The organism is Noviherbaspirillum autotrophicum (assembly GCF_000818395.1).
Classification (GTDB): Bacteria; Pseudomonadota; Gammaproteobacteria; order Burkholderiales; family Burkholderiaceae_D; genus Noviherbaspirillum; species Noviherbaspirillum autotrophicum.
Genome location: NZ_JWJG01000028.1, coordinates 222,366 through 247,596 on the forward strand (window position 1 = coordinate 222,366; position 25,231 = coordinate 247,596).

A 25,231-nucleotide genomic window follows, 5' to 3' on the forward strand; every position below is an offset into this window, starting at 1 on the left:
TCTGGTGACGCTACTACCTTGGTGCCAGGATCAGCGAGGTGCCAGTAAGGTCGACCGCCCTGATCGAAATGCTGCCGAAGCTGGCTCCCGGTGCGGCGCCCTTCACACGAATATCGTCAAATCTGACTTCACCGATCGAACTGGGCAGAATCTGGGTGATCGAGCCGTCCGCATTGAGAAAGGTCTTTGCGCGCACCGGATCGTAGCTGACGTTGGTGAGCGTGGTTTCCACGTCAAAAAAGCGCAAGCCTTTTTCCAGGGAGGACGACAGCGTACCGATCACCTTGTTCCCACCCGCCGGTACATTGAAGGGATGCAGCAGATCATTCGTCAGTCCGCGCGCCGACACTGCGCTCAACTCAGCTTCGCCCATTGCCCGCATGCCGCCCGCTGTTGCCGAGGCATGTAACGGCGCCAGCATGGTGGCTGCAAGAAGGGCAGCGAGCCGGTAAGTGTATTGCCTGCGGCAAGCGGTCATGTCGCGCTCCAGAAATAGTGTTCGATCGAGCGCAGTCTATCTATTGCGCGCTGCAAGAAAAACAGCATTGCAGGTGATGAACTATTGCAAAAATAGGAATAATGAGCGGTAGCAAAAGAGCGCTCGTGCTGCTCGATTCGGGCACTGGGGCTGGTCAATACCATCTGGCAAAGCACGGCATCGAGGAAGCACTGTCTTAACCGGCGCGGCGTTTCGAGCGAACCTTGCATTATTCTCCATGTCCTAATTTTCCCTGGCCCGGGGGGCCATAGCAGACAAGGAGAATCACATGTTCGGCAAAATCTTTACCGTGGCGGCCCTGGCCGTCGGTGGCGCCATTCTATCGAAGCAAATGAAGAAATCCGGGAATCTAGCGGGAATGTCCACAGTGGAAGAATCGATCGACGTCGATGTGCCGATTAGCACTGCGTACAACCAATGGACCCAGTTTGAAGATTTTCCGCAATTCATGAGCTCGGTGCACGAAGTCAGGCAATTTGACGACACGCGGCTGCACTGGAAGGCAACAGTGGCGGGAAAGGAAAAACAATGGGATGCCGAAATTACGCACCAGATTCCGGACAAAAAAATTGCATGGCGCAGCACCACCGGCGTACCCAATGCTGGCGCGGTCACCTTCGACCGGCTATCCGATACGCGCACACGCATTAACCTGAAAATGAGTTATTCCCCGGAAACATTTACCGAGAAAGTAGGTGATACGCTAGGTGCAGTGAAGCTGCAGGCGAAACAGAATCTCAGCCGCTTCAAGGAAATGCTGGAAAGCCGGGGAACGGAAACCGGGGCATGGCGCGGTACGGTGGCACAACCCCATCATTAAAGGGACGCCGAAGGAGCAAAACGAAAAATGGCAGGCGCGTTCGCCTGCCATTGATTGAAGAAGGGCGGCTTGGCGCTTAACGGCGGCCGAATCGTCCGTAGCGGTCCAGTCTTTCTTGTTCGTTGCGTTGCGCTCTGTTGAGGGGGCGCGTCGGGGTGCCCGGCGCTTGATTTCCGCTAAGTCGCCATGCTCCTGCCGGAGAGGAAGGCTGGCGGATCGTGCCAATCGCTGCAGGTTTTTCAGACATGGTTGATTCCTTATGAGGTTGACGCCACATTTGCCTCATCGCCGTCTGCCGGCAAATGAGTTCCAGAAATAGTCCCACAAGAAGCTTAGGCCACGCTTAAACCGTGAAAACTTGCCGTGCCATGCCTTTCCTGTAACGCTTAAGGGAGTAGCGGCAAGCCGTCTTCTTTTTTCGTCTTGATCTCTCTGATGGTCTGGTCGACTGTTGGCATGTGTGCGCTTGCAACAGTCGTAGCGGGGCGGATACCACGTTGCCCTGCGGATTCCAGTCTTTCCCAAAACGACTGGAATCCATCGAGATCGTAACCGGCGCGCGCAAGCAGATAGATCGCTAGCTTATCCGCGCTGTCGTCCGATACGGAATAGGAACCCTGGGCCGCCGCAGGTGCATCGCCTGATGCCGTTCGGGCATCGATCGTATGCAAATGATCGATCAGCTCGGCCATGGCGGGGCGCGCTTCCGGCATGACTTCATTGCGGGCGATTTCCCTGGCCAGCGCATAGGCGAGTTCATCATCCGACTGCGCGAAGTCGAGCATGCCGCGCGTGACCATTACACGGCGACCGTCGGAAAAACTGCGTGCGTCATCCGTATTGCCGAGATCCAGTGCCATGGCACATGCCGGAGTCAGAGGGACATCGAGGGCCATGCGTTCACCATCGCGCATGACCGTCAAATGGAGGCTGTCCCGGCCTTGCATTTCCTCACCGATCAAGGCCGCGGCAACGTGTTCCGCATCCGGACCCTGCGGAGCCGGTTCGATCTCCACCGCGACGAGCACGTCGCCCTCGCGCAATCCCGCTTGCGCGGCTCCGCTGGCAGGCAACACGTTCATCACGCGTAACTCTTCGCCCAGGCCGAGAGACGACTGGGCCGCGTCGATGAATTCGCGTGAAAATGAATACTTGTTTTTTGCGGTGAAACCGAGGATCGGCTTCACATGCCGCGGGCATAACTCGGTATTGTTTATGAGTAACGGTGCTGCCACGCGATAGATGCGATTCTGTTGATCGACCCATTTACGCAGCGCCGCGTCTTTGTCGACGTGAGATGGTACAGGAGGTGTTTCCTGCACCACCTCCGGCGGTGGTGATGCCGGCGGAATGGCGGGCGCGACCACCGCGGGACCCGGCGGCGTCGGAACTGGAAGGGAAGGTGGTTTCGCTTGGCTGACGACTGGTGCGGGCGGAGCCGATGCAGTGGGCGGTGGCAGCGCGCATGACGCCAAGGCAAGCATCGGCACCAAACAGAGCAATCGGACCGCAGGACGGTGGACACGCCGCATGGCGCGCGATTTGGAGCGGACAGGATTTCTTTGTGTCAATATCATCGGATCGTGCATAAACCACCGGTATGCAATGTGATGAATGAACCGCAAAGGCACGCAAGTCGTGCCGCGCGGGATGCGCCGCCGCCTCCGCGCCTGGATCTGGCGATTATGGCGAAATCTTCAAACAAAGTATTTTCAAGACCGGAAAAAAAGTGCAGAATTCGTTCGCAGCAAATAAAAAATCCATCTCAGAAGAGGGTGGGAGACAATCGTAAGGCCGTGCCCAAAAGGCACGGCCTTTCTTGTTTCGGGACCGCTGGCATGATGTGCCGGTTGGCAGCGGGCGGCGTTTGCCTCGATGATGTCGCGGCCATCATGCGCCCTGCAGCTTAGGCCAGCCTTAAATGGTGAGCGGCGAGGGGCTGGCCGTTGCCACCCTGCGCACCGGCGCCTACAATCGCGAAACCCCGGCATGATCGCGCAGCGATCGATTTCCCGCATCGTCGAATGATCCAATGAAGATACTCCTGGTAGAAGACGACCCCATGATCGGCGAAAACATCCAGATTGCCCTGGATGGCGAAGGCGTGACCATTGAATGGGTGAAGGATGGCGTGGCTGCGGAAGCGGCGCTCGCCGCCGATAGCTATGATGCAGTGCTGCTTGATCTCGGGATACCGGGCAAGGATGGCACCGAAGTGTTGCGCGGCTTGCGCGCGCGCGGCGACAACACGCCTGTGCTGGTTATCACCGCGCGCGATACAGTGGCGCAACGCGTGCAGGGCTTGAACATCGGTGCCGACGACTATCTGGTCAAGCCGTTCGACCTGGAGGAGCTGATTGCGCGCATGCATGCGCTGGTGCGCCGTGCGAGAGGTTCGGTACAACAGGTCTATCGGAAGAACGATATCGTGATCAATCCGGCCACCAGGCAGGTACTAGTCGCCGAGCGGCAGGTGGTGCTTTCTTCCCGTGAATGGATGATCCTGGACGCGCTGATTGCACGACCCGGAGCGATTCTTTCGCGCGCGCAGCTGGAAGAGCGCCTGTACGGCTGGTCCGGCGAAGTCGAGAGCAATGCGATCGAAGTGTATGTGCATGGATTGCGCAAGAAGCTCGGCGCGCAGTTCGTCGTCACCGTGCGCGGGCTCGGCTACATGGTCGAGAAAGTCTGATGCAGTCGCTGCGCATCCGCCTGATCCTGCTGCTGGGCGCCGCCATCGTGATTGCCGCCGGACTGCAGTTCGCGACGTCGTTTCGCGCCATGATGCGCGCCTCAAACACGCTGTTCGACTATCACATGGAGCAGATGGCGCTGGCGCTGCAGGATAGCGGCTTCCAGCAGACGGACTGGTACAAGGCGCCGTCCGAGGTCGACGATTTCAGCTTCGTGATCCAGATCTGGACCGACGACGGCGTGCGCGTCTACCAGTCCCGCAACTACCGGGTGCTGCCGGAGCAGGGGGCGCTTGGTTACTCGAACGTCACGCTGGACAATGGCGATTGGCGCGTCTACGCCGTGCAGAAGGAAACACGGGTCATCCAGATCGCGCAAAAAATGGATGCCCGGCGAGACCGCACCATCTCCATGGCACTGCATTCGCTGTGGCCAGTGCTTCCCGTCTCGCTGCTGCTGATTGCCGCTGCTTGGTGGGTTGTCACAACGGCCCTCGCGCCGCTGAACCGGATTGGACATGACCTGGCGCACCGCAACACCGATTCGCTGGCACCGGTTTCTGACAAGGGCGTACCGAAGGAAGTGTCGCTGCTGGTGGCGGAACTCAATTCCCTGCTTGACCGGATGTCGCGTGCATTGCAGTCGCAGCAGCGTTTCGTAGCCGATGCCGCGCATGAACTGCGCTCGCCGATCACCGCCTTGAAGCTGCAGGTGCAAACGCTGGCGCGCGCCAAGAACGATGCGGCGCGCGATCAGGCGGTGCAGCGCCTGCTGGGCGGCGTCGACCGCGCATCGCGCCTGGTCGAGCAGCTGCTGGCGCTGGCGCGGCAAGATCCGCTGGCCGATGCAGGGGGGCCGGTGTTGCTCAATCTGAATGCCTGCGTCGAACTGGCGGCCAGCGATGTAGGCCCGCTGGCGCAGGCGCGGCAGATTCAGCTGCAATACGGCGATTTTGCCGATGTCGATGTCCACGGCGATGCCGACAGCCTGCGCATCATGGCGCGCAACCTGCTCGATAACGCTGTCCGCTATACCCCGGAGCATGGAAAAATCCGGATCGAAGTGGCAACGGCGGATGCCGGCGTGACGCTGACGATCGAGGATTCCGGTCCCGGCATTCCCGAGGAAAACCGTGGCCGCATCTTCGACCGCTTTTACCGCGTGCCTGGCACAGAGCCAAGCGGCAGCGGCCTTGGCCTGGCGATCGTGAAGGCAATCGCCGAGCGGCACGATGCAACCATCGAGCTCGGAAGTTCGCTACTCGGCGGCCTGAAGGTGAAAGTGATTTTCCCGCTTTCCGGTGCAACGATGGCCAGCGTCGTGGCGGCAGACGAAGCTGCCTGAGCGCCGGTCTGACACTTTATTCCCGCCATTTAAGATTCACCTAAGTATCGTCGTGCAATATGGCACGTATTCCTGGTGAATGCATATCACTCCCTGGCGGCCCTCGTGTCGCTTGTCATTCCCGGGAAGGAGCAACAGCAGCAGCGTTGTGCGATCGAAAGGGAATTACCGGCCCTATTTTCCCCCCGGGATTCCGGGGGGAATTTTTTTCGCTTTCACTCAATTTGCCGCCCCTCTTGCAGGCTTGTTTTCGGCGGTAAATGAGCAATATTCGATTTCGTAAATGAACGCGCCGCCGGCCGGCATGCGGAAGTGCGCCAATTCCGGTTGTCGCAAGGTCTGTAGACCATCCAGTCGAGTCCGCATGGCATACGCCTCGATGTCAATGTAAGGCCTTCGTGCCGCCAGAACATCGGCGCGTCGCGCCCAGCGTAAGAACCGAAAAAATGATGGGGAAGTTATGAATCGCAATCGGGAAAATATCCCCGATGATGTAAAGAGTTTTGTGATGGAACGTATTCCATCCGTCTCGTTTCTGGAAGCCTTGCTTCAGCTCCGCGCGAGCGAAGCGGGTGAGTGGAACAGGGAACAGCTCGCGAAGAAAATTTATGTCAGCGAGGACGTGGCCGAGGCGTTGCTCAATGCGCTGCACAGCGGCGGTTTTGCCGAACGTGTCGCCGTTACGTCGCCGACATACCGCTATCGGCCGCAGTCGGAGGAATTTCGGCATAAGATCGACAAGCTAGCCGTCACGTATTCCCGGCATCTTGTCGGAATAAGCCGCCTTATCCACGGCAATGGCGGGTCGCGTTCTTGACCATTCGCGCGCCGCTTGCCGGTAAGTGCTTTCGATAGATGTTCTCGAGAAGCGCTTGCATCGGAAATGTGTCCGATGCCGGCTCTGGCTTTAATTCTCGCACCGCAACAGGAGTACGAATGCCGAACTTCATGATCGAGGCCGCGGGACTCGTGTGGCCCTTTGCCCTTGCTCTGGCATGGTCGCTGGGCGAACTGATGTTCAAATGGTCCGGCTTCCCGCGCGTCTGCACCTACAGCCTGACCGGGTTTGTCCTGTCGCAGGCGCAAGCCGGAATTCTTCCGCGCCCCGGCGAAAGCACGGTGCTGTTGCTGGCCAATATCGCTTTCGGCCTGATCCTGTTCGAATTCGGTTACCGCATCAACCTGCGCTGGCTGCGCGCCAACCGCTGGATCGGCGTGACCGGCCTCGTCGAGTCCGTCGCGACATTCATCGCCGTCTATATCGTCGCCACCATGCTCGGCATGGCCGCCATCAGCGCCATGCTGCTGGCGTCGCTGGCCATCGCCACGTCGCCGGCGGAGTTGATGCGCGTGGTGAACGACGAGCACAGTTCCGGGCAGGTGACCGAGCGTGCGCTGCACTTGGCTGCCCTGAACTGCGTCATAGCCGTATTTGCGTTCAATATCATTGTCGGCCTGTGGACGTTCGAGAGCTCGGGCAGCCTGTGGGGAGCGATCTCGAACAGCGCGCTGGTGCTGCTGGTGTCAACCGCGCTGGGATGTGCGCTCGGCATTGCCGTCCCTGGCTTGCTGCGCAAGCTCGGCGAACTGAGTCAGCATGCCACCGTCGCCTTCGCGGTCGCGGTGATCCTGCTCGTGGCGCTGGCGCAATCGCTGAAGATGTCGCCGGTGGTGGCGGCGCTGAGCTTCGGATTCATGGCGCGGCATCGGCGCGTGACGTTGAGCCCGACGCAGCGCAACTTCGGGGTGCTGGGCGACCTCTTGATGGTGCTGTTGTTCGTGTTTGTCGGCGCGGCGCTGGCGTGGCCGCAGGTGCTGTCGGGTCTCCGGATCGCGCTGGCCCTCTTGGGCGTTCGCCTCGTCGTCAAGATCGCCGGCGCGCTTGCGTTTTCGCGCATCAGCGGTACATCCTGGCGCAAGGGGCTGCTGACCGGCGTGGCGCTGGCGCCGATGTCGGTATTTGCCGTGTCGCTGCTGGTGCAGACGCGGTATATGGGGATCGACTTGGTTGACCAGCTGGCGCCGTTGGCGGCGGCTACGTTGCTATCGGCCGTGATAGGCCCGTTGCTTACGCAGCTCGCATTGAGGCTGGCGCACGAATCGTCGGACTCCGCCGCAGGCGGACGGTGAAGGATGAACGAAAGGAGCGCACGATGGATTTCCTGACGATTGCCATGGACATGGCGTGGCCGGTTGCGGTCGCCATTGCCTGGATCGCGGGCGAGTTCGGACATCGCGTGAGCCGTCTGCCGCGCATCAGCATCTACGGGGTCACCGGCTTTCTCCTTGGCCAGACCGGGTTGTTCGGACAGGCGACGAATGGCGCGGTAATGCTGCTGGCAAACGTCGCGTTCGGCCTCATCCTGTTCGAGTTCGGCTACCGCATCAACCTGAAATGGCTGCGCGTGAATCCCTGGATGGCGGTAACCGGCGTGGTCGAGGCCGTGGGCTCCTTCGCTGCCGTATTCGCGCTTGCGTATTGGACGGGCATGTCGACGGTCGCTTCGCTGCTGCTGGCGTCGCTGGCGATGTCAACTTCGCCCGCGGCGATCCTGCGCATCATCAACGAATCGCGCAGCTCGGGACAAGTGACCGAACGCGTGCTGCACCTGTCGGCGCTGAATTGCGCGCTGGCGGTTTTCGCATTTAAGGTCATTGTCGGCCTGTGGACCTTTCAGAGCTCGGGCAGCCTGCTGCAGGCCGCCTGGAACGGCTTCATCGTGCTGCTCGCGTCGGTCGCGCTGGGCACGCTGTTCGGCGGTGCGCTGCCGGGGCTGCTGCGCCGCGTCAGCAGTCCTTGCAACGATGCCACCGTCGCATTCGCAATTGCCGTCATCCTGCTGGTGGCGCTGACGCACACCCTCAAGCTTTCGCCAGTGCTGGCCGCGCTCACGTTTGGCATCACGGCGCGCCATCGGCGCACGGCGCCTAGCCAGACGCAGCGCAATTTCGGCGCACTGGGCGACCTGCTTACCGTGCTGCTGTTCGTGTTCATCGCCGCCACACTGGACTGGCGGCAGGTAGTGGCTGGCTTCAGCCTGGGCCTGGCGCTGGTGGCGGTGCGCCAGCTCGTCAAGGTGGCTGCGGTACTGATGTTCGCGCGTGTATCCGGCATTTCCTGGCGCAAGGGAGCGCTGACCGGCTTGGCGCTGATGCCGATGTCGGTGTTCGTGATCCTGCTGCTGGAACAGGCGCGCTACATCGGCATCGAGCTGCCGGACCGCCTTGCGCCGCTGGCATCCGCCACGCTGCTGCTGGAGCTGGCCGGGCCGATTCTGACGCAACGTGCGCTGCAGGCCGCCGGCGAAGCGCGCGAAATCACGGAGCAATGACATGCCGCTGGAACCTTTCAAGACATCCGAACCGCTGACGCTGGGCGTCGAGCTTGAACTGCAACTGGTCAGCCTGTCCGATTTCGACCTGGTCGAGGCTAGCCCGGACATGCTGGAGCTGCTGAACCGGTCCCGCTTTCCGGGCACGGTGACGCCCGAGATCACGCAAAGCATGATCGAGATTTCGACCGACGTGCAGAAGCGCTATCCGGAACTGCTCGAACAATTGCGGCACATCCGCGACGCACTGGTGGCCGCCGGCGATCGCCTTAACGTTGGCGTGTGCGGCGGCGGCACCCATCCCTTTCAGGAATGGTCGAGCCGCAAGATTTTTTCCAAGCCGCGCTTCAAGGAAGTGTCGGCGCTGTACGGCTACCTCGCCAAGCAGTTCACGATCTTTGGGCAGCATGTGCATGTCGGCTGCGCTTCCGGCGACGATGCGTTGTTCCTGCTGCATTCGCTCAACCGCTACGTGCCGCACTTTATCGCGCTGTCGTCCTCGTCGCCGTTCGTGCAGGGCCGCGATACGCTGTTCAACTCGGCGCGGCTCAATTCGGTGTTCGCCTTCCCGCTGAGCGGACGCGCGCCATTCATGCTGAGCTGGGAGGAGTTCGCCACCAGCTATTTTTCCCGCATGGAGCATACCGGGGTCGTCAAGAGCATGAAGGACTTTTACTGGGACATCCGGCCCAAGCCGGAGTTCGGCACGATCGAACTGCGGGTATGCGACACGCCGCTGACCGTCGGCCGCGCCGCGGCGCTGGCCGCCTACCTGCAGGCGCTGTGCCGCCACCTGCTGGAACGGGGCGAAGAGGCGCCGGCGGAAGACGATTACCTCGTGTACAACTACAATCGTTTCCAGGCATGCCGCTTCGGGCTGGACGGCGTCATCGTGCATCCGAAAAACCATGAAAGCCTTTCGCTGCGCGAAGACATCCTGAACACGCTGCGCCGTGTCGAGCCGCACGCCGAAGCGCTCGGCGGCTTGCCGGCGCTGGAGCATCTTTACCAAGTCACGCATACCGGCAGCGACGCCTTCTTCCTGCGCCAGGAATATGCCGGCACCGGCAGCGCGGAAGGCATGGTCGACATGGCAATCCGGCAGTTCCGCGAAGGCTGAGCTAACGGCTCTCGCGGGGTTCACCCAGCGTATCGAAGCGCTTGCTGTAGAACACATCCAGCCCGCCGATGGTGCCGCCGCGCAGGACGACCGACCAATGGCGCGACAAATCGTAGGTCAGCTTCAGCACACCCTCGGCGCCCGCCAGGCTTTGTTCATAGCCGATGTACAGGCGGTTCGAGATTTCCTTGCCGAGGCTGACGACCTGCTGGGCACCGAGGCCGAATTCGCTGCTGCCGATGGCCAGCTGGTCAAGCCCGAATCCCTTTGCGATACGCGAGCCGCCGAACTTGTTGACTAGGCCGAGCGCCGCCGACCTGGCCGCCGCTTGCGCCTGCCCGGGGCCGGCGTCTCCGCTGGTGCCGCCGCCGCGCCCGAACACTAGCCAGTTCAGCTTTTCCTGCTCCGGCACGTCCGGCTCGGAGACGAGTTGCACGCGCGGCTGGCGCACCGAGCCCGTCGCGTGCACGCCGGCCGCCACGTCCTGTTGGCGCCGCATGGCGAGGATGTCGATGCTGGGATTGGTGAAGGAACCCTGGAAGTTGATGACGCCGCGTTCGATTTCCAGCTCCGCTCCGAAGGCTTCGTATGTGCCGCCGGTAATGCGGACCGTGCCATAGGCCCGTGGCGGCTCTCCCGGCGCGCTTGTCACCGTCAGGTTGCCGGCCAGCGTCAGATCGGCGCCCGATCCCTTAAAACGGAAATCGTCGCCCAGGTCCAGCTGCACGCGCACCCGTGGCGTGAGCGGGCCGGCCGGCTTGTCCGCCTGCAGCGCCACCCGTTGCGGCGCGCGTGCCGCCGCATCCTGGCGCGAGCCGCGCACGATTGTCACATCGTCGCCCAACGCCGGCGCGCTTTGCTCCGGCAGGCTGAAGCGCGCCTGGTCGGCCTTGAATTGTCCCGTGATTTGCATCTGCCCGCCGGCCTGGCCAGCCTCGGCCCGGCCGGACACGGTCATCTGGCGCGACGGATTGGCCAGCAGCTGCAGCTTGTCCGCAATGACGGTTGCCGTCAGGTCGTGGCTGTGCTCCAGCGGGATGCGCCCCGTCGCGCGCAGGGTGCCTTCGCCGCCGTGGAATTCCAGCTGGCGGATGTCGGCGATGTTGTCTTCGATATGGATGTACGCGCTGCCGTCATCGAGACGAATGCCCTGGTCGTAGACCGACAGCGAGAGATTGGTCCCGGTGGCGTCGCCCGAAGCGACCGGCGCGGCCAGCGTGCCGGACAGCTTCATTTCGGCGGCGATGCTGCCGTCGAGCGCGATGCGGGGCCCGGCCAGCGCAGCCAGGCTCAGGAGGCGCGGAATCGACGCCGTGATGCGCCCGGCAAGCGCCGAGTCCGGCACGGGCGCGAGCCGCCCGTCGACCGGGACGAGCGCCACCTGTGCCGTGCCGCTGGCGCTCCCAACGCGGCGCGCCGCAGCCTGTGCGGAAAACGTCAGCAGGCTGCCTTTCAGGTCGCCACGCAGGCGCAAAGCCGTCATGCCCATCGCAGTGTCGCGCAGCTCGCCCGGGATGCGTATGTCGCCGCTGCGCCGCTCGACTTGCGCAAAGCCGCTGGCGCTGTCGGCCAGTGAAAAATCCCAGCTGCCGTCGAGTACCAGGTCGGTCTTGAACGGCGGCGCGGCGCCGCTCAGCTCGCGCCGCAGCTCCAGCAGGTGGCTGACGTCGAGCGCGCTGAATGCACCCGCAGATCGGATGGCTTGCTGATCCACCTGCACCGACTGCAGGTCGATGCGCGCCCGCTCCAGTGTCAGGCGTGTGGCGCCCAGCGTCAGCTGGCCGGATGCCACGCGCAACGCCAGCGGGCGTTCCAGTGCCAGGCGCGGGAAACCGCGATTTTCGAGTGCATCCAGGGTGCCTTGCCAGGCATAGCTCTCGTTTTGCTGCTGCAGCCGGCCGTGCGCCGCCACCGTCAGCGCCAGGGGCCTGCCGCGCAGGTGCCCGTTGCCCTTGAGGGACAGAGCGTGGCTGTCGGCGCTGCCGTCCAGCGATACCTGCAGTGCCGACAGGCTGATATCCGGGGCTTGGGCACCGCGCGCTTCGAGTTCCAGCGTGACGCGCGCATCCGGCGTTCGCCCCGACATGCCGCTGGCGTGCAGCTGTCCAGTCGCCTCGGCCAGCCGATACTGCTGGAATGCCAAGCGGCTTGCCTGGTAGTCGGCATCGATTTCCGGGCGTTCGACGGTGCCGCCAATCCGGCCTGCGGCGCGCAGCTGCCCGGACAGCCCGAAGCCGAGGCGCGCCAGCGCCGGCGCATCGAGGTCGAACGTTAGGCGCTCGCCGGGCGTGCCGAAACTGCCCGACAGGCGCAACTGGTTGCCCGCCACCGACAGCCGAGTATCCTGCGCCGCAACTCGCTTGCCGTGTACGTTCAAGCGCCCGCCGCCGGTCATCGGCAGGCCGGAATAGGTGCTGTCGTGGATGGCAAAGGCAAGGCGCGCCTGCAGCTCCGGCTTGAGCATGCCCTGCGCGTCGAATTGCATGTTGATGCGGGCAGCCGGAACCTTGGGCGATGCGAGAAAGCGCTTCGGGTCGAAGTCGGACAGCGTGCCGCGCGCGCTGAATGCGCCTTGCGCGCCGCGCTCGAGCTTGCCGGAGAGCCGTAGTTGCGCCTTGCCCGCCCGCAGCACCGCACTGTTGAGCGTGATCTGTTGCGGCCCGATTTGCGCGGCGCCGGCAATGGCCAGCGGGGAACCGGCCAAGTCGAGCGCAACGTGCTGGGTGTCGCCGGCGAAATCGACCGTGAGCGGGCCGCTCAGCCGCGTGTGCTGCAGCTTACCGTGAAGGGCATGCAGGTCGAGCGCGTCTGTCTGCAGCGTGAAGCGACCGGTGCCAGCGCGCAGTTCGCCGCCGCCTTCCAGGGTGCCGCCGCCGGCCAGTTCCGCCTGTAATTGCCGCAATTGCTGCAACTTGGTACCGAGGCGCACTTGCGCGCTTGCCGAAACGATCGGCAGCAAGTCCCGGTCGAGCGGTCCCGATTGCGCATTGCGCAGCGATACCGGACCCGCAAGCACCAGCGGCGCGTTCGGGGCGGCGTGGGCGCTGCCGGCCTCTGGCACGAGGTTGGCGTCGATATCCAGGTCGGCATGCGGCGCGCCGGCCCTGAACATGCGCGGATCGAGATGGCGCAGTGCGACCTGTGCCCGCAGCAACGGGTTGTCGGAGAAAAGGTCCGCTTCGATTCGCGCCTTGCCGCCGATGTGGGCAGGCTCATTGCGGGCTGCGCCTTGGCCGGTCGCATCCAGCTGCGCATGCAGCGCCTGCAGCGAGCCGGAGAGCTTCGCTGCAAGGCTGTAACTCTCGTCGCGCCATGTCCCATCCAGGGACGCACTGCCGTCTACCGCGAATGGCCGGATGCCATTCAGCTTCAGCCGGGCCCGGGCAGTGCCGTAGGGCGTGGCGGCGCGTTCCAGCGTCAGTGCGTGCTGCACCCCGTCAGTGTGGGCGCGCAATGCGATATCGGTGAGCGCGGTGGCGCCGCTGTCGCGCCGGATCACCAGTTTTTGCAGCGTCGCGTCGCGCAGCTCGATCGCCAGCGGCAAGGTCAGCCGGTTCGGCACGGTCGGCGGCTGCTTCGGCGCGGGATATTGCGTCACGTCGAGTTCGCCGATCTGCAGGCGGTCGATCGTCCATGTCAGCGGCGAACGCGACCAGCGCCAGCTTGCCGCCAGCCGGTCGATCTTCAGCTGCCGCTTGTCGTCGCGGTAGACCACGTCGCGCAGCCGCACTCCATCGGCCAGGGTGCCGCCGACGACTTCGCCCGACAGCTGTCCCGGAACCGCGCGCGCCGCGGCCTTCCACAGGGCGCGGGCGCCCGGTTCGGTCTTGACGGCGGCCAGCAGCAGCATGGCGGCCAGCGCGAGCAGCGCCAGCAGGAACAGGGCGCTGCGAACCAACCAGCGCCGCGCCCCGCCCGAAGTCTTGGGGACGCTGCGGTCGGGGGGGGAGGGCGTTTGGCTCATCAGAACACGATGCCGAGCGACAGATGCGGGCGTATGTTGCCGCCCTGGAAACCGTACGCCAGGTCGGCGTTGATCGGGCCGATCGGGCTGCGATAGCGCGCGCCGACGCCGACCGCATGAAAGAAGCTCTTGCCGCTCCAGCTGTCGGACGCCGCGCCGACATCATAGAACACGGCCGCGCCCCATTTTTCCGAAAACCAGCGCTGGTATTCGGCGCCGCCGGTGACCAGGTAGCGCGTCGGATAGACGATGCCGTTGCGCTCGTTGCCAATGCTCTGGTAACGGTAGCCGCGCACCGATTCCGTGCCGCCGGCGCGAAACAGCAGCGATGCAGGAATCGAGGCAGTGCCGCCCTTGGTGACGACCGCGCCCAGTTCGCCGCGCAGGATCACAATGTCGCGGCGGCCGACCGGGTTGTACTGGCGCAGCTGGCTGTAGGCGCGGAAAAAGGTCTGGTCGGTCAGCAGTCCCTGGAAGGCGGCGCCAAGTTCCAGCGAGGCGATGTAGCCGCGCCGGGGAAAGCGCGGATTGTCGACCTGCCTGCGCGTCAATGCGGCGCCAGCCACCAGCGCGCGCTGGGTGCCGGGTTGGACCACGGTATCGGGCGGCAGGGTGGCGCCGTTCAGTTGCTGCAACTGGTCGCTGTAATACTCCAGGGTGTAGGCGAAATCGCGCTTTTCGGTATTGCGCGCGCGGCGCAGGCCGACGCGGCGGCTGCGCAGGTCGATGCCTTCCAGCGTCGTGCGGTCGATCGAGGCGTGCGCGCTGTCGATCCAGCCCCCGGCACCGGGCGGCATGGCCAGCTCGACGGCGCCCAGCTGGCGGCGCTGTTCCAGCCGGAGCTGGGTATCGAGCACCCAGGCGCGGTTAAACAGGTTGAAGTGGGAGTAGCGGCCTTCCACATGGGCACCGGTGTCGGTCGAATAGCCCACGCCCGCGCGCAGGCGCTGCGTCGGGAATTCCGTCACCTGCACATGGACGGGGGCTTGCTGCGCATGCGCCGGGTCCTTGTCGATGTCGATGACGACATTGCTGAAGTACGGCGTGCGCTGGATCTCGCGCTGCAGTTCGAGCAACCGGTCGGCGCTGTATTCCTCGCCCGGGTGCAATGGATTGACGTTGTAGATGATGCTTTCCGGATAACGCGCCGTGCCGCTAACCTGCAATGGCCCGAGGGTGAACAAGGGGCCGCTGTCGTAGCTGACGGCGAGGTCGGCTTGCTCGATGTCGGGATAGATGCGGGCGTCGGATTCGGCGATGCGCGCGGCCGGATAGCGGCGCCGCTGCAGGATTTGCAGCCCGGCTTGCTTGGCGGCGTCCCAGTCTTGCTGGCGGAAGGGCTCGCCCGGCTTGAGCTGCCAGTTGCGTCGCACCCGCGCCGCCTGCGACGGGCTGTGTTCGGGCGCCGCGCCGCTCACCCGCACATCGACGTTGGCGACCGTGGTGCGTGCGCCGGACTCGACCGTTAGCTGAACCACGGGCTGCGCGCCGCTGCGGTCGACCTTCACCGTGGTGCGCGGGAGGAAATAGCCTTCGGTCGAGGTCAGCTTCGCGACTTGCGCTTCGACCGTTTCCAGCATGAAGTTCAGCTGGTCGTCGTTCAGGTCGTCGCGGTCCTGATAACGCACCAGGTCAAGATGGCGCTCCAGAAGTTCCTTCAGCGAAGAGGGCGCATCCAGTTGCACCTGATAAGCTGCACAGGCGGCATTGCTGGCGCACAACAACAGGAATGCCAACAGCGGCCACGTCAGGGTGGAGCGAAAGAGCCGCTTCGGCAGGCGCCACGAAGTCTTCCCCACTCGGAAACAGGCGCCCGGCCTTGCAAGCGATGGGGCCGCTTCACGTGTTGACGAATATCCTATTGCGGTTTGTAAAGGCGATGGATCGCGCTGGGGCTGGCCGGCGTTCCCGTTTCGCATCGCCTCAGCCGGGCTTCTTGTCGGAACCGATCAGCAGCCGGGTATCGCTCAGGTAGGTGTATTCCGGCACTTCCAGGTTGCGCGGTGCGGGCACGTTCTTGAAAACCCGGCCGGCAAGATCGAACTTGGAGCCGTGGCAGGGGCAGTAGAAGCCGCCCGGCCAATCCGCTCCCAGGTCGGCCGCCCCCGCCTCAGGTCGGAAGACCGGTACGCAGCCGAGGTGGGTGCAAATGCCGATGGCCACGAAAAAGGGCGGACGGATCGCGCGCGCCGGATTGGCGGCATATGGCGGTTGCTGCGGCGCGGTCGAGGCCGGATCGGCCAGCAGGGCGTCGTGCTTGGCCAGGCCCGCGAGCATGGCATCGCTCCGGTGCAGGATCCACACCGGCTTGCCCCGCCATTCCACGGTGCTGATCTTGCCCGGTTCGATGGTGGCGACGTCGACCTCGACTGGCGCCCCGGCCGCCTTTGCCGCTTCGCTCGGCGCCATGCTTGATAGAAAAGGCACTGCAGCGGCAACCACGCCGGCCCCGCCGACAACGGTGGTGGTGGTGAGCAGGAATTTTCGTCGATTCAGGTTTTCGGCAGCATCGTCCATGGCAATCTCCAGAATGACAATGCGCATGTAGCAGAGTTCATGCCTGCAAGCCGTGATGTGCGTGACGCCTCGGCACGACATGCCCATGAGCATTCCCGGAGGCGCACTTCATGCAGGAGCGCGGCGGTATCGTGGTCAGCATCGTGTTCCATTTGCGGGAGATCGGATTGCCATGAAAGCGCTCGGAACCCTGTTCATTGCGGTGCTGCTGGCCGTCGTCGCAGCGCTGGTATTCATTTATTCCGGCGGATACAACGTGGCCGCCAACGTGCCCCATGCGGCCGCCACGCAAACGCTGTTGGGTATCGTGATGAAGAACTCTGTGCGCGCCCATGCCAGGGACATCGCGGTGCCCGAGCTGTCCCCGCAAATGGCCCGCGCCGGCGCCGGGCATTTCAGGGAACACTGTGCGCAATGCCATGGCGCGCCCGGCGTCAAGCGCAGCGATATCGGCCAAGGCATGACGCCGGAGCCGCCGGACTTGGCTAAAAAAGCGCAGGACTGGTCGTCCGGCGAACTCTTCTGGATCGTCCGGAATGGCATCAAGATGACCGGGATGCCGGCGTGGAGTCCATCGCATAGCGACGAAGAAATATGGCAGACGGTCGCATTCGTCGTGCGGCTGCCGCGCATGTCGGCGAGCGAGTACCAAGACATGGCCGCGCTCGGCCTCGCCCATGAAGACGAGCACGAGCGGCATGATCACGATCATTGACATACGCGGATCCACGGTGCCTGCGCTTTCTTGGCGTTTTTACATACTCAACTGAGCGCTTTTTTATCGATTGTGCCGCAGTGCGAATTTGAGATCGATTGATCCATGTCATTCGAACAATCCGCCACCCGTCTATAGGATGTGAACATATCCATTGCACCTGACGGCATGCGCATCTCGCGGATGTCGTCTAGCCAACCTAAGGAGATGATCATGACTAAACGCACCTGGCTCGTTGCTGCAGCATTTCTGGTTTCCGCGGCGTCCGCTTCCGCTCAGCAGTACGGAATGGGCCCCGGGATGATGGGCGGCGGCTATGGCATGGGTCCGGGCATGATGGGCGGGTACGGCATGGGGCCCGGCATGATGAACGGCTACGGCATGGGCCCGGGAATGATGGGAGGCTATGGCATGCCGCACGGGATGATGGGCGGATATGGCATGGGCGGCATGGAATATGCGCTGCCGAACCTGACGAACGACCAGCGCGCCAAGATCGCCGCCGCCCAAAAGGAATTCCGGCAGAAGCAGTGGCAGAACATGGAAAAAATGCAGGAACTTCATTTCCAACTGGACGAAATCTACCGTCAGGGCAAGTTTGACGAACAGGCTGCGCGCAAGAACTACGATGCAGTGGCGGCTGTCCACAAGCAAATGTTCGAAAACTCGCTGGAGGAAAGAAAACGCATCGATTCCATCCTGACACCCCAGCAGCGCGAGCAATTGCAGAAGCCGTGGGCCGGACGCTGACAGTATGTCGGCGTCACTGTGGTGACGCCGACAGCTTGTTCGAAAACGGCTAAGGACGGAAAGCTTTGCTACCTTGAGGTAACGGGAGAACTTTACAAAGATTTTGTAAATTAAATTTGGACCAATGTAACCAGCAGCAACGCTGGCTACATTACTACTGCCTTTCCCGCTTCCACGCTTCACACTGAAAACCGCGTTGGCCACGGCGTTTATGAATGTCGTATCGGCCCCTGCGGTCAATTCCCGTCACCGGGCATTTCTCTTGCACGCATCTGCCGGACCGCTTCCGGCGGAAGCGGCATGGCGTCCGTCCCGGCAACACCATCCTGAAAATCAACGGCGTGCCGCCGCGTAGCGTGCTGCAACGGGGCCGTCCATGCCGCGCCATTGACGCTGCCGGGAGGGGGTAAGCAGGAGAGCAACCATGATGCACAACGTGAAAGCCCTGCACGGAATGAAGGTGGTCGCGGTCGACGGCGACATCGGCACCGTGGAGGATGTCTATTTCGATGACGAAAGATGGGCGATCCGGTACTTCGCGGTGAATGCCGGCGGCTTGGCCGGCGAGCGCAAGGTGCTGCTGTCGCCGGCGTCGCTGCGCCACCTGTATTGGCAGGAACGGGCGCTGGACGTCGAACTGACGCGCAAACAGGTGGAAGACAGTCCGGACATCGACACGGCCAGGCCGGTGTCGCGCCAGCACGAAATCGAGTTTTACGACTACTACGGCTTTCCGTATTACTGGGCCGGCCCCTACCTGTGGGGCTACGCCAGCATGCCGGGGGCGGAGGGGCAGCCGTTCGAACAGCCGGATCCGGAAGTTCAGCAGGAACGCCTTGAGCAGGCGCGCCAGAAGGACGATCCGCATCTGCGCAGCAGTCACGAAGTGATCGGCTATCGCATCCAGGCCACCGATCACAAGCTCGGCCATGTCGAAGACATGCTGTTCGACGATGAGGATTGGTCGATCCGCATGGTGGTGGTGGATCCGCGCAACTGGTGGCCAGGCCCGTCCGTGCTGGTGTCGCCGCAGCGCATCGATCACATCGACTGGGTGGATCGGAGCGTGGCGGTGAACCTCACGCGCGACGAAATCGCGCACAGCCCAAAGTACGACGAGGCGGAGTGGCTGGAGGGAAACCGGATGCGCCCCCCGGGCGCGGATGCCGGCCCCGGCACGACGGACGGTCGCGGCGGCCATCGGTGAGCGCGCGGATGCGCTTGGCACCGGAAAGGCCCGCGCCGGAAACCCGAGAAAGCCGGATTCCGTCGGCGGGAGCAGCCCGGCCTGCATGGCCAATGCACGCTGACGAGTTTTTTGGAAGGAAGCCATGGCGCAAGCCTTCAGCCGAAGCAGCATTCTTGCGATCAAGCTCCTTTTTATCGGGGCGCTTCTGCTCGTCGTCGCGGCCATCGCCACCGCGCGCTGGTACAGCGGGCCCGATGTCACGGTGGGCCAGCCAGTGACGCAGCCGATTCCATTCAGCCACAAGCACCATGCCGGCGACGACGGCATCGACTGCCGCTACTGCCACACCTCGGTCGAGAAGTCGGCGTTCGCCGGCCTGCCCACGACGCAGATCTGCCTGACCTGCCATTCGCAGCTGTATCGCGATTCGCCGCTGCTGGCGCCGCTGCATGCCAGCGCGCGCGACAACACGCCGATCCGGTGGAAGCGCGTGCACGACCTGCCGGATTTCGTCTACTTCGACCACAGCATCCATGTGAGCAAGGGCGTCGCATGCATCGAATGCCATGGGCGAGTCGACCAGATGCCGCTGACCTGGCGCGAAGCCTCGCTCGACATGCAATGGTGCCTGCAATGCCACCGCAACGCGCCGCAGCATATCCGGCCGCTGTCGGAAGTGTTTTCGATGGCCGACCGGCAGCCGCTGTCGCGGCAGGAGATCGCGCAACTCAGCAGGCTTTACCGCCTGCAAGACACGCGCCGCCTGACCGACTGTTCCACCTGCCATCGATAGACGGCTCCGACCGCCCACGACAATGACGCACCGCCCGCCCATTCCCATCGTTCCCGCCGACGAGCCGCAGAGTGCCGAGCGGCGCGTCTTCCTGAAGCTGATGGCCGCATCCATGGCGCTGGCCGGCGCGGGCTGCAGCGGGCCGCCGCAGGAGGCGATCCTGCCCTATGTCGACATGCCGGAGAACCTGGTGCCCGGCAAGCCGTTGTATTACGCCACGGCCTTCATGCATCGCGGCTATGCGCAGGGAGTGCTGGTGGAAAGCAACATGGGACGGCCGACCAAGGTGGAGGGCAACCCGAACCATCCGGCCAGCCTCGGCGCCACCGGCGTGTTTGCCCAGGCGTCGGTGCTGCAGCTGTGGGACCCGGATCGGTCGCAGGCGGTGCGCCGGGCTGGCGCGCTGTCGACCTGGGATGCATTCCGGGCCGCCTTGTCGCAGCAGCGCGCCGCATGGGAAGCCGGTGGCGGCGCCGGCCTGCGCATCCTGGCCGGGACGGTGACTTCGCCGACGCTCGCCGGCCAGATGGCGGCGCTGCTGCAGCGCTATCCGAATGCGCGCTGGCACAACTACGATCCGCTGCATGACGACGCCGCCGCGGAAGCGGCGAAACTGGCCTTCGGGCGTGCCGCCGACATGCTGTACCGCTTCGACCGCGCCGCCGTCGTGCTGGGCGTCGACGCCGACGTGTTTGGCGACTGGCCCGGCCATCTGCGTTATGCGCGCGATTTCACGCAGGGACGGCGCTCCGGCGCGCCGCAGTTCGACAAGCGCCTGTACGCGCTGGAAGCCAGCCCCGGATTGCTCGGCGCAATGGCCGACAATCGCCTGGCCCTGCCGCCGCATGACATCGAACGCAGCTTGTGGCGCATCGCCGCGCGCCTGGGCTTGCCGGGGCTGCCGGTGGACGTGCCGCGCGCCGCGAGCGATCGCGCCGAAAAATGGGAAACGGTGCTGGCCAGCCGGCTGGCGGCGCAGCGCGGCCGCTCCCTGATCGTGGCCGGCGGCGCCATGTCGCCTCGCACCCGTGCGCTGGTGCATCTGATGAACGCCCATCTCGGCAACCTCGGCAAGACGGTGATTCCGATCGCGCCGGTGGAAGCGGGGCCGCTCGACCATGCGCAGTCGATAGCCGCGCTGACCGACGACATGCGCGCCGGCGCCGTCAGCGCGCTGGTCATCCTCGGCGGCAATCCGGTGTACGACGCGCCGGCCGACATCGGTTTTGAACAGGCCTTGCGCAAGGTGCCGTTCAGCGTGCATCACGGCCTGTACCGCGACGAAACCGCGCATGCATCGTCCTGGCACCTGCCCGCCGCGCACGGCTACGAAGCGTGGAGCGACGGGCGCGCATTCGATGGCAGCGCCTCGATCGTGCAGCCGGTGATCGCACCCCTGTACGGCGGGCGCTCGGCGCATGAAGTGCTGGCCATGCTGGCCGGCGACGCCGAGCGCTCCGGACATGCGCTGGTGCGCGACTACTGGCGGGCCAAGTCCGGGACAGGGGATTTCGAGCGGTTCTGGCAGGATGCGCTGCGCCAGGGCGTGATCGGCGTCAGCGCGGGCAGCCCCTTGACGCTGCGGCCGGTGCGTTCCGTGCCGCCGCCGGAGTTCGACGGGCCGGCGCTGCGGGCATTGTTCGTAGCCGACGCGTCGACCGGTGCCGGCGAATATGCCAACAACGCCTGGCTGCAGGAGTTGCCAAGGCCATTCAGCACGCTTACCTGGGACAACGCCGCCATGATCAGTGAACGCACCGCGCAGGCATTGGGGGTGCAAAGCGGCGACGTGTTGCGATTGTCGCTTGCCGATCATCCGCTGGTGACGGTCGACGCTCCCGCCTGGGTGTGGCGCGGGCATGCCGACGGCGTCGTCACGCTGCCCCTCGGCTATGGGCGGCGCGCCGCCGGCCACGTGGGCAACCGCGTCGGCTTCGACGCTTATCGGCTGCGGATGTTGCGCGGGCCGCATGCGCTGAAGGTGGAACGGACCGGGCGGCGCATCGCCTTCGCCACCACCCAGAATCACCAGCAGATGGAAGGGCGCGATATCGTGCGCATGGCGACGCTGGACGAATTCCGCCGCAACCCGCATTTCGCCACCGACGAAAGGCGCGAACGCACCCCGCAGGAATCGCTCTATCCGCCATGGGAGTACAAGGATTACAAGTGGGGCATGGCGATCGACCTGAACGCCTGCATCGGCTGCCGTGCGTGCACCATCGCCTGCCAGGCGGAGAACAACATCCCGGTGGTCGGCCGGGAGCAGGTCATGCGCGGGCGAGAGATGCACTGGATCCGGGTCGACCGCTACGACACCGGCACCAGCGCCCACCCGCGCAGCGTCTTCCAGCCGGTGCCATGCATGCATTGCGAGACGGCGCCGTGCGAGCTGGTGTGCCCGGTGGAAGCTGCGGTGCATGACAGCGAAGGGCTCAACGTGCAGGTGTACAACCGCTGCGTCGGAACGCGCTTTTGCTCCAACAACTGCCCGTACAAGGTGCGCCGCTTCAACTTTCTACAGTACACCGGCACCGCGCTCGACCGCGCGCCGCCGGCCTACAACCCGGAAGTGACTGTGCGGCGCAGCGGCGTGATGGAGAAATGCACCTACTGCGTGCAACGCATCACGCGCGCGCGCATCGAAGCAGAAAAGCTCGGTCGCCGGCTGCAGGACGGGGAAGTCGTCACGGCCTGCCAGGCGGCATGCCCGACCGAGGCGATCGTGTTTGGCGACCTGAACGATCCCGGTAGCAAGGTCAACCGGGCCAAGGCATCGGCGCTGGATTACAGCCTGCTGGCGGAATTGAACACACGCCCGCGCACCACGTATGCGGCGCTGGTGCTGAATCCGGACGATGAGCTGACATGACGTTTCCTTTCTCACGCAGACGAAGAGAACACCGGCCACGGACATGAACGAAGCAACCGAACAGCCTCCCGTCTCCAAGGACATCGGCGTACTGCGTGCCGGATGGAGATATGCGAGCGTGTCCGACAAGATCGCGAATCTGGTGCTGCAGCGCCCGGTGCGCTGGCCGTGGCTTGCCGCATTCCTGTTCACGTTCGCCGGCACGCTGGTGTTTTTCGGCGCCACCGCCTACCTGTTCTCGAAAGGCGTCGGCATCTGGGGCGTCGATATCCCGGTGGCGTGGGGTTTTGCCATTGGCAATTTCGTCTGGTGGATCGGCATCGGCCATGCCGGCACCTTCATTTCGGCGTTCCTGCTGCTGTTGCGGCAGAAATGGCGCACCTCGATCAACCGCTTCGCCGAGGCGATGACGCTGTTTGCGGCCGGCATCGCGGGCATTTTCCCGATCCTGCACCTGGGGCGCCCGTGGTTCTTCTACTGGCTGATTCCGTACCCGGACGTGATGAACGTGTGGCCGCAATGGCGCAGCCCGCTGGTGTGGGACATCTTTGCGATCAGCACCTACCTGATCGTGTCGCTGCTGTTCTGGTACGTCGGCCTGATTCCGGATCTCGGCACGTTGCGCGACCGCGCATGCGCCCGGGACCGGCGCTTCGCGACAATCGCCTACGGCTTGCTGGCGCTCGGCTGGCGCGGCGAGGCGCGGCACTGGGCACGGTATGAGAGTGCCTACCTGCTGCTGGCGGGGCTGGCCACGCCGCTGGTAATCTCGGTGCACTCGGTGGTGTCGCTCGATTTCGCCATCGGCAACACGCCCGGCTACCATTCGACGATCTTTCCGCCTTACTTCGTGGCCGGCGCGCTGTTCTCGGGCTTCGCGATGGTGCTGACGCTGGCGATCCCGCTGCGCCATTTCTTCGGGCTTCAGGATTTCATCACGCAGCGGCACCTGGCGAACGCAGCCAAGATCATGCTGGTGACCAGCCTGATCGTCGCCTACGGCTACACCGCCGAAATCTTCACATCCTTCTACAGCGCCGACGAGTTCGAGCAATACATGACGGTCAACCGCTGGGTCGGCCCCTATGCGCCGGTGTACTGGGCCATGATGTTCTGTAACGTGGCCGTGCCCCAGCTGCTATGGCTGAGGCGTGTGCGGCACAGCGTGCTCGTGCTGTTCGCCATCAGCATCGTGGTCAATGCCGGCATGTGGATGGAGCGCTTCCTGATCGTCGTGTCCAGCCTGCACCGCGACTTCATGCCGTCGGCGTGGGGCATGTTCTATCCGACCGTATGGGACTGGACCCATCTGCTGGGATCGATCGCTTTCTTCGTATTCCTGTTCCTGCTGTTCATCCGTTTCCTGCCCGCGATCTCGATTGCCGAGATGCGCGAACTGGTGCATGAAAGCGCGGAGAAGCCCTCATGAGCTACGGACTGATCGCCGAATTCTCCACCGGCGACGCCTTGCTGGAGGCGGCGCGGCGCGCACGCGCGGAAGGCTACCGCGAGCTGGAGGCGTATGCGCCGTATGCGGTCGAAGGAATCGCCGAGGCGGTCGGCTTCAGGCGCAATCGGGTGCCCTTGATGACGCTGCTCGGCGGCGTCGCCGGCGGCGCGGGCGGCTATTTCCTGCAATGGTATTCGGCCGTGATCGACTTTCCGATCAATGTCGGCGGCCGCCCGCTGCACAGCTGGCCGTCGTTCATCGTGCCGACCTTCGAACTGACCATCCTGGGCGCGGCGCTGGCGGCGGTGTTCGGCATGCTGGCGGCAAACGGCCTGCCGCGACTGCGCCATCCGGTGTTCAATGCACCTGATTTCGGACAGGCCACGCGCAACCGCTTCTTCCTGTGCCTGCCGGCGCACGACCCGCACTTTGACGCCGGGCGCAGCAAGGCATTCCTGCAGGGGCTCGAGCCGCTGTCGGTGTCGGAGGTGCCGCTATGAGATACGGCCTGGTCCTGGCGCGCGCCTGCTGGCTGGCGGCCGGCCTCGGCGCTTGCCTGGGCGGATGCGAGAAGGGCAAGCAGGATATGTACGACCAGCCGCGCTACAAGCCGTTCGCGCGCAGCGAGTTGTTCGCCGACGGCAGTTCGTCGCGCCCGCTGCCCCAGGGCAGCGCACCCTATTCGAACGGGCCGTTTGCCGGCACGTCGAGCGGGCGCATCGGCACTGGCGACGTCGCAGACAACGCGGCCGCAGCGAGCGCCACGACCAATCCGTATCCGGTCACCATGCAGCTGCTGCGGCGCGGCCAGGAGCGTTACGAAATCTATTGCATGCCATGCCACAGTCCCGCCGGCGACGGTGACGGGCTGGTGGCGCGGCGCGGCTTCCCGCATCCGCCGTCCTACCACACCGAGCGCCTGCGGCAGGTGCCGGACCGGCATATCTTCGACGTGATCAGCAATGGCTACGGCATCATGTATTCGTATGCGGACCGCGTTGCGCCGCCCGACCGATGGGCGATCGTCGCCTATATCCGCGCGCTGCAGCTGAGCCAGAATGCCAACGCCAAAAGCCTCCCGCCGGAGCTGCGGAAGCGGCTGGCGGAACACGCCGGCAGCACTTCGGGAGGAGCGCAATGAACCGGCGCGCCGTCAGGCTGGGCCTGCTCGC

Annotated in this window: 21 protein-coding genes; 15 read left to right on the plus strand and 6 right to left on the minus strand. The window is 64.1% G+C overall.

What is annotated here, in order from left to right; all coding sequences use genetic code 11:
* Window positions 1-13: 13 nt before the first annotated feature.
* Window positions 14-478: a hypothetical protein gene (locus tag TSA66_RS02280; protein WP_157691567.1), complete on the minus strand. Its 465-nt coding sequence runs from the start codon at window positions 476-478 to the stop codon at window positions 14-16.
* Entirely contained in the window at window positions 475-708 is a 234-nt protein-coding gene (locus TSA66_RS26710; protein WP_157691568.1) for a hypothetical protein, read from the minus strand. Before TSA66_RS26710 ends, TSA66_RS02280 begins: the two co-directional genes overlap by 4 nt.
* 59 nt (window positions 709-767) lie before the next feature.
* Here TSA66_RS26710 and TSA66_RS02285 point away from each other — a divergent pair, with 59 nt between their 5' ends.
* On the plus strand, window positions 768-1,319 hold the full coding sequence (locus tag TSA66_RS02285; RefSeq protein WP_232429380.1) for an SRPBCC family protein: 552 nt from the start codon (window positions 768-770) through the stop codon (window positions 1,317-1,319).
* A 386-nt stretch (window positions 1,320-1,705) separates the two neighbouring features.
* Here the strand turns inward: TSA66_RS02285 and TSA66_RS02290 are convergent, their stop codons facing one another.
* On the minus strand, window positions 1,706-2,506 hold the full coding sequence (locus tag TSA66_RS02290; RefSeq protein ID WP_198358684.1) for a M48 family metallopeptidase: 801 nt from the start codon (window positions 2,504-2,506) through the stop codon (window positions 1,706-1,708).
* An 845-nt stretch (window positions 2,507-3,351) separates the two neighbouring features.
* On the opposite strand from TSA66_RS02290, the gene TSA66_RS02295 reads away from it, so the two are divergent.
* From TSA66_RS02295 to TSA66_RS02320, 6 genes are all read left to right on the plus strand, one after another.
* Window positions 3,352-4,011, plus strand: a complete 660-nt coding sequence (locus TSA66_RS02295; RefSeq protein WP_040038838.1) for a response regulator transcription factor — start codon at window positions 3,352-3,354, stop codon at window positions 4,009-4,011.
* Entirely contained in the window at window positions 4,011-5,357 is a 1,347-nt protein-coding gene (locus tag TSA66_RS02300) for an ATP-binding protein (protein ID WP_052452029.1), read from the plus strand. The genes TSA66_RS02295 and TSA66_RS02300 overlap by 1 nt, the downstream gene beginning before the upstream one ends.
* Before the next feature lie 460 nt (window positions 5,358-5,817).
* Complete coding sequence (locus TSA66_RS02305; protein ID WP_052452030.1) at window positions 5,818-6,174, plus strand: hypothetical protein; 357 nt, start codon at window positions 5,818-5,820, stop codon at window positions 6,172-6,174.
* A gap of 119 nt (window positions 6,175-6,293) precedes the next feature.
* Entirely contained in the window at window positions 6,294-7,487 is a 1,194-nt protein-coding gene (locus TSA66_RS02310) for a cation:proton antiporter (RefSeq protein WP_040038839.1), read from the plus strand.
* Between the two features lie 23 nt (window positions 7,488-7,510).
* On the plus strand, window positions 7,511-8,689 hold the full coding sequence (locus tag TSA66_RS02315; RefSeq protein ID WP_040042083.1) for a cation:proton antiporter: 1,179 nt from the start codon (window positions 7,511-7,513) through the stop codon (window positions 8,687-8,689).
* A gap of 1 nt (window position 8,690) precedes the next feature.
* Window positions 8,691-9,809 (plus strand): YbdK family carboxylate-amine ligase, encoded by a 1,119-nt coding sequence (locus tag TSA66_RS02320; RefSeq protein WP_040038840.1) that lies wholly within the window; start codon window positions 8,691-8,693, stop codon window positions 9,807-9,809.
* 1 nt (window position 9,810) lies between these two features.
* Here TSA66_RS02320 and TSA66_RS02325 read toward each other — a convergent pair whose 3' ends face one another.
* From TSA66_RS02325 to petA, 3 genes are all read right to left on the minus strand, one after another.
* On the minus strand, window positions 9,811-13,773 hold the full coding sequence (locus TSA66_RS02325) for a translocation/assembly module TamB domain-containing protein (RefSeq protein ID WP_052452031.1): 3,963 nt from the start codon (window positions 13,771-13,773) through the stop codon (window positions 9,811-9,813).
* Entirely contained in the window at window positions 13,773-15,524 is a 1,752-nt protein-coding gene (locus tag TSA66_RS02330) for an autotransporter assembly complex protein TamA (RefSeq protein ID WP_040042084.1), read from the minus strand. Before TSA66_RS02330 ends, TSA66_RS02325 begins: the two co-directional genes overlap by 1 nt.
* Before the next feature lie 172 nt (window positions 15,525-15,696).
* Window positions 15,697-16,317, minus strand: a complete 621-nt coding sequence (gene petA / locus TSA66_RS02335; protein ID WP_232429381.1) for a ubiquinol-cytochrome c reductase iron-sulfur subunit — start codon at window positions 16,315-16,317, stop codon at window positions 15,697-15,699.
* Window positions 16,318-16,462: 145 nt separating this feature from the next.
* Here petA and TSA66_RS02340 point away from each other — a divergent pair, with 145 nt between their 5' ends.
* From TSA66_RS02340 to TSA66_RS02375, 8 genes are all read left to right on the plus strand, one after another.
* On the plus strand, window positions 16,463-17,005 hold the full coding sequence (locus TSA66_RS02340) for a c-type cytochrome (protein WP_040038842.1): 543 nt from the start codon (window positions 16,463-16,465) through the stop codon (window positions 17,003-17,005).
* Window positions 17,006-17,218: 213 nt separating this feature from the next.
* Window positions 17,219-17,755: a Spy/CpxP family protein refolding chaperone gene (locus TSA66_RS02345; protein WP_157691569.1), complete on the plus strand. Its 537-nt coding sequence runs from the start codon at window positions 17,219-17,221 to the stop codon at window positions 17,753-17,755.
* A gap of 424 nt (window positions 17,756-18,179) precedes the next feature.
* A complete protein-coding gene (locus tag TSA66_RS02350; RefSeq protein ID WP_052452033.1) occupies window positions 18,180-18,962 on the plus strand; it encodes a PRC-barrel domain-containing protein in 783 nt (260 codons plus the stop codon).
* A 124-nt stretch (window positions 18,963-19,086) separates the two neighbouring features.
* Window positions 19,087-19,737 (plus strand): cytochrome c3 family protein, encoded by a 651-nt coding sequence (locus TSA66_RS02355; RefSeq protein WP_040038843.1) that lies wholly within the window; start codon window positions 19,087-19,089, stop codon window positions 19,735-19,737.
* 22 nt (window positions 19,738-19,759) lie between these two features.
* A complete protein-coding gene (locus TSA66_RS02360) occupies window positions 19,760-22,609 on the plus strand; it encodes a 4Fe-4S dicluster domain-containing protein (RefSeq protein WP_052452034.1) in 2,850 nt (949 codons plus the stop codon).
* A 43-nt stretch (window positions 22,610-22,652) separates the two neighbouring features.
* Window positions 22,653-24,038, plus strand: a complete 1,386-nt coding sequence (gene nrfD / locus TSA66_RS02365) for an NrfD/PsrC family molybdoenzyme membrane anchor subunit (RefSeq protein WP_040038844.1) — start codon at window positions 22,653-22,655, stop codon at window positions 24,036-24,038.
* Window positions 24,035-24,559, plus strand: a complete 525-nt coding sequence (locus TSA66_RS02370; protein ID WP_198358686.1) for a DUF3341 domain-containing protein — start codon at window positions 24,035-24,037, stop codon at window positions 24,557-24,559. The genes nrfD and TSA66_RS02370 overlap by 4 nt, the downstream gene beginning before the upstream one ends.
* Window positions 24,556-25,200, plus strand: coding sequence for a c-type cytochrome (locus TSA66_RS02375; RefSeq protein WP_052452035.1), 645 nt, complete (start codon window positions 24,556-24,558; stop codon window positions 25,198-25,200). The genes TSA66_RS02370 and TSA66_RS02375 overlap by 4 nt, the downstream gene beginning before the upstream one ends.
* Window positions 25,201-25,231: the final 31 nt, after the last annotated feature.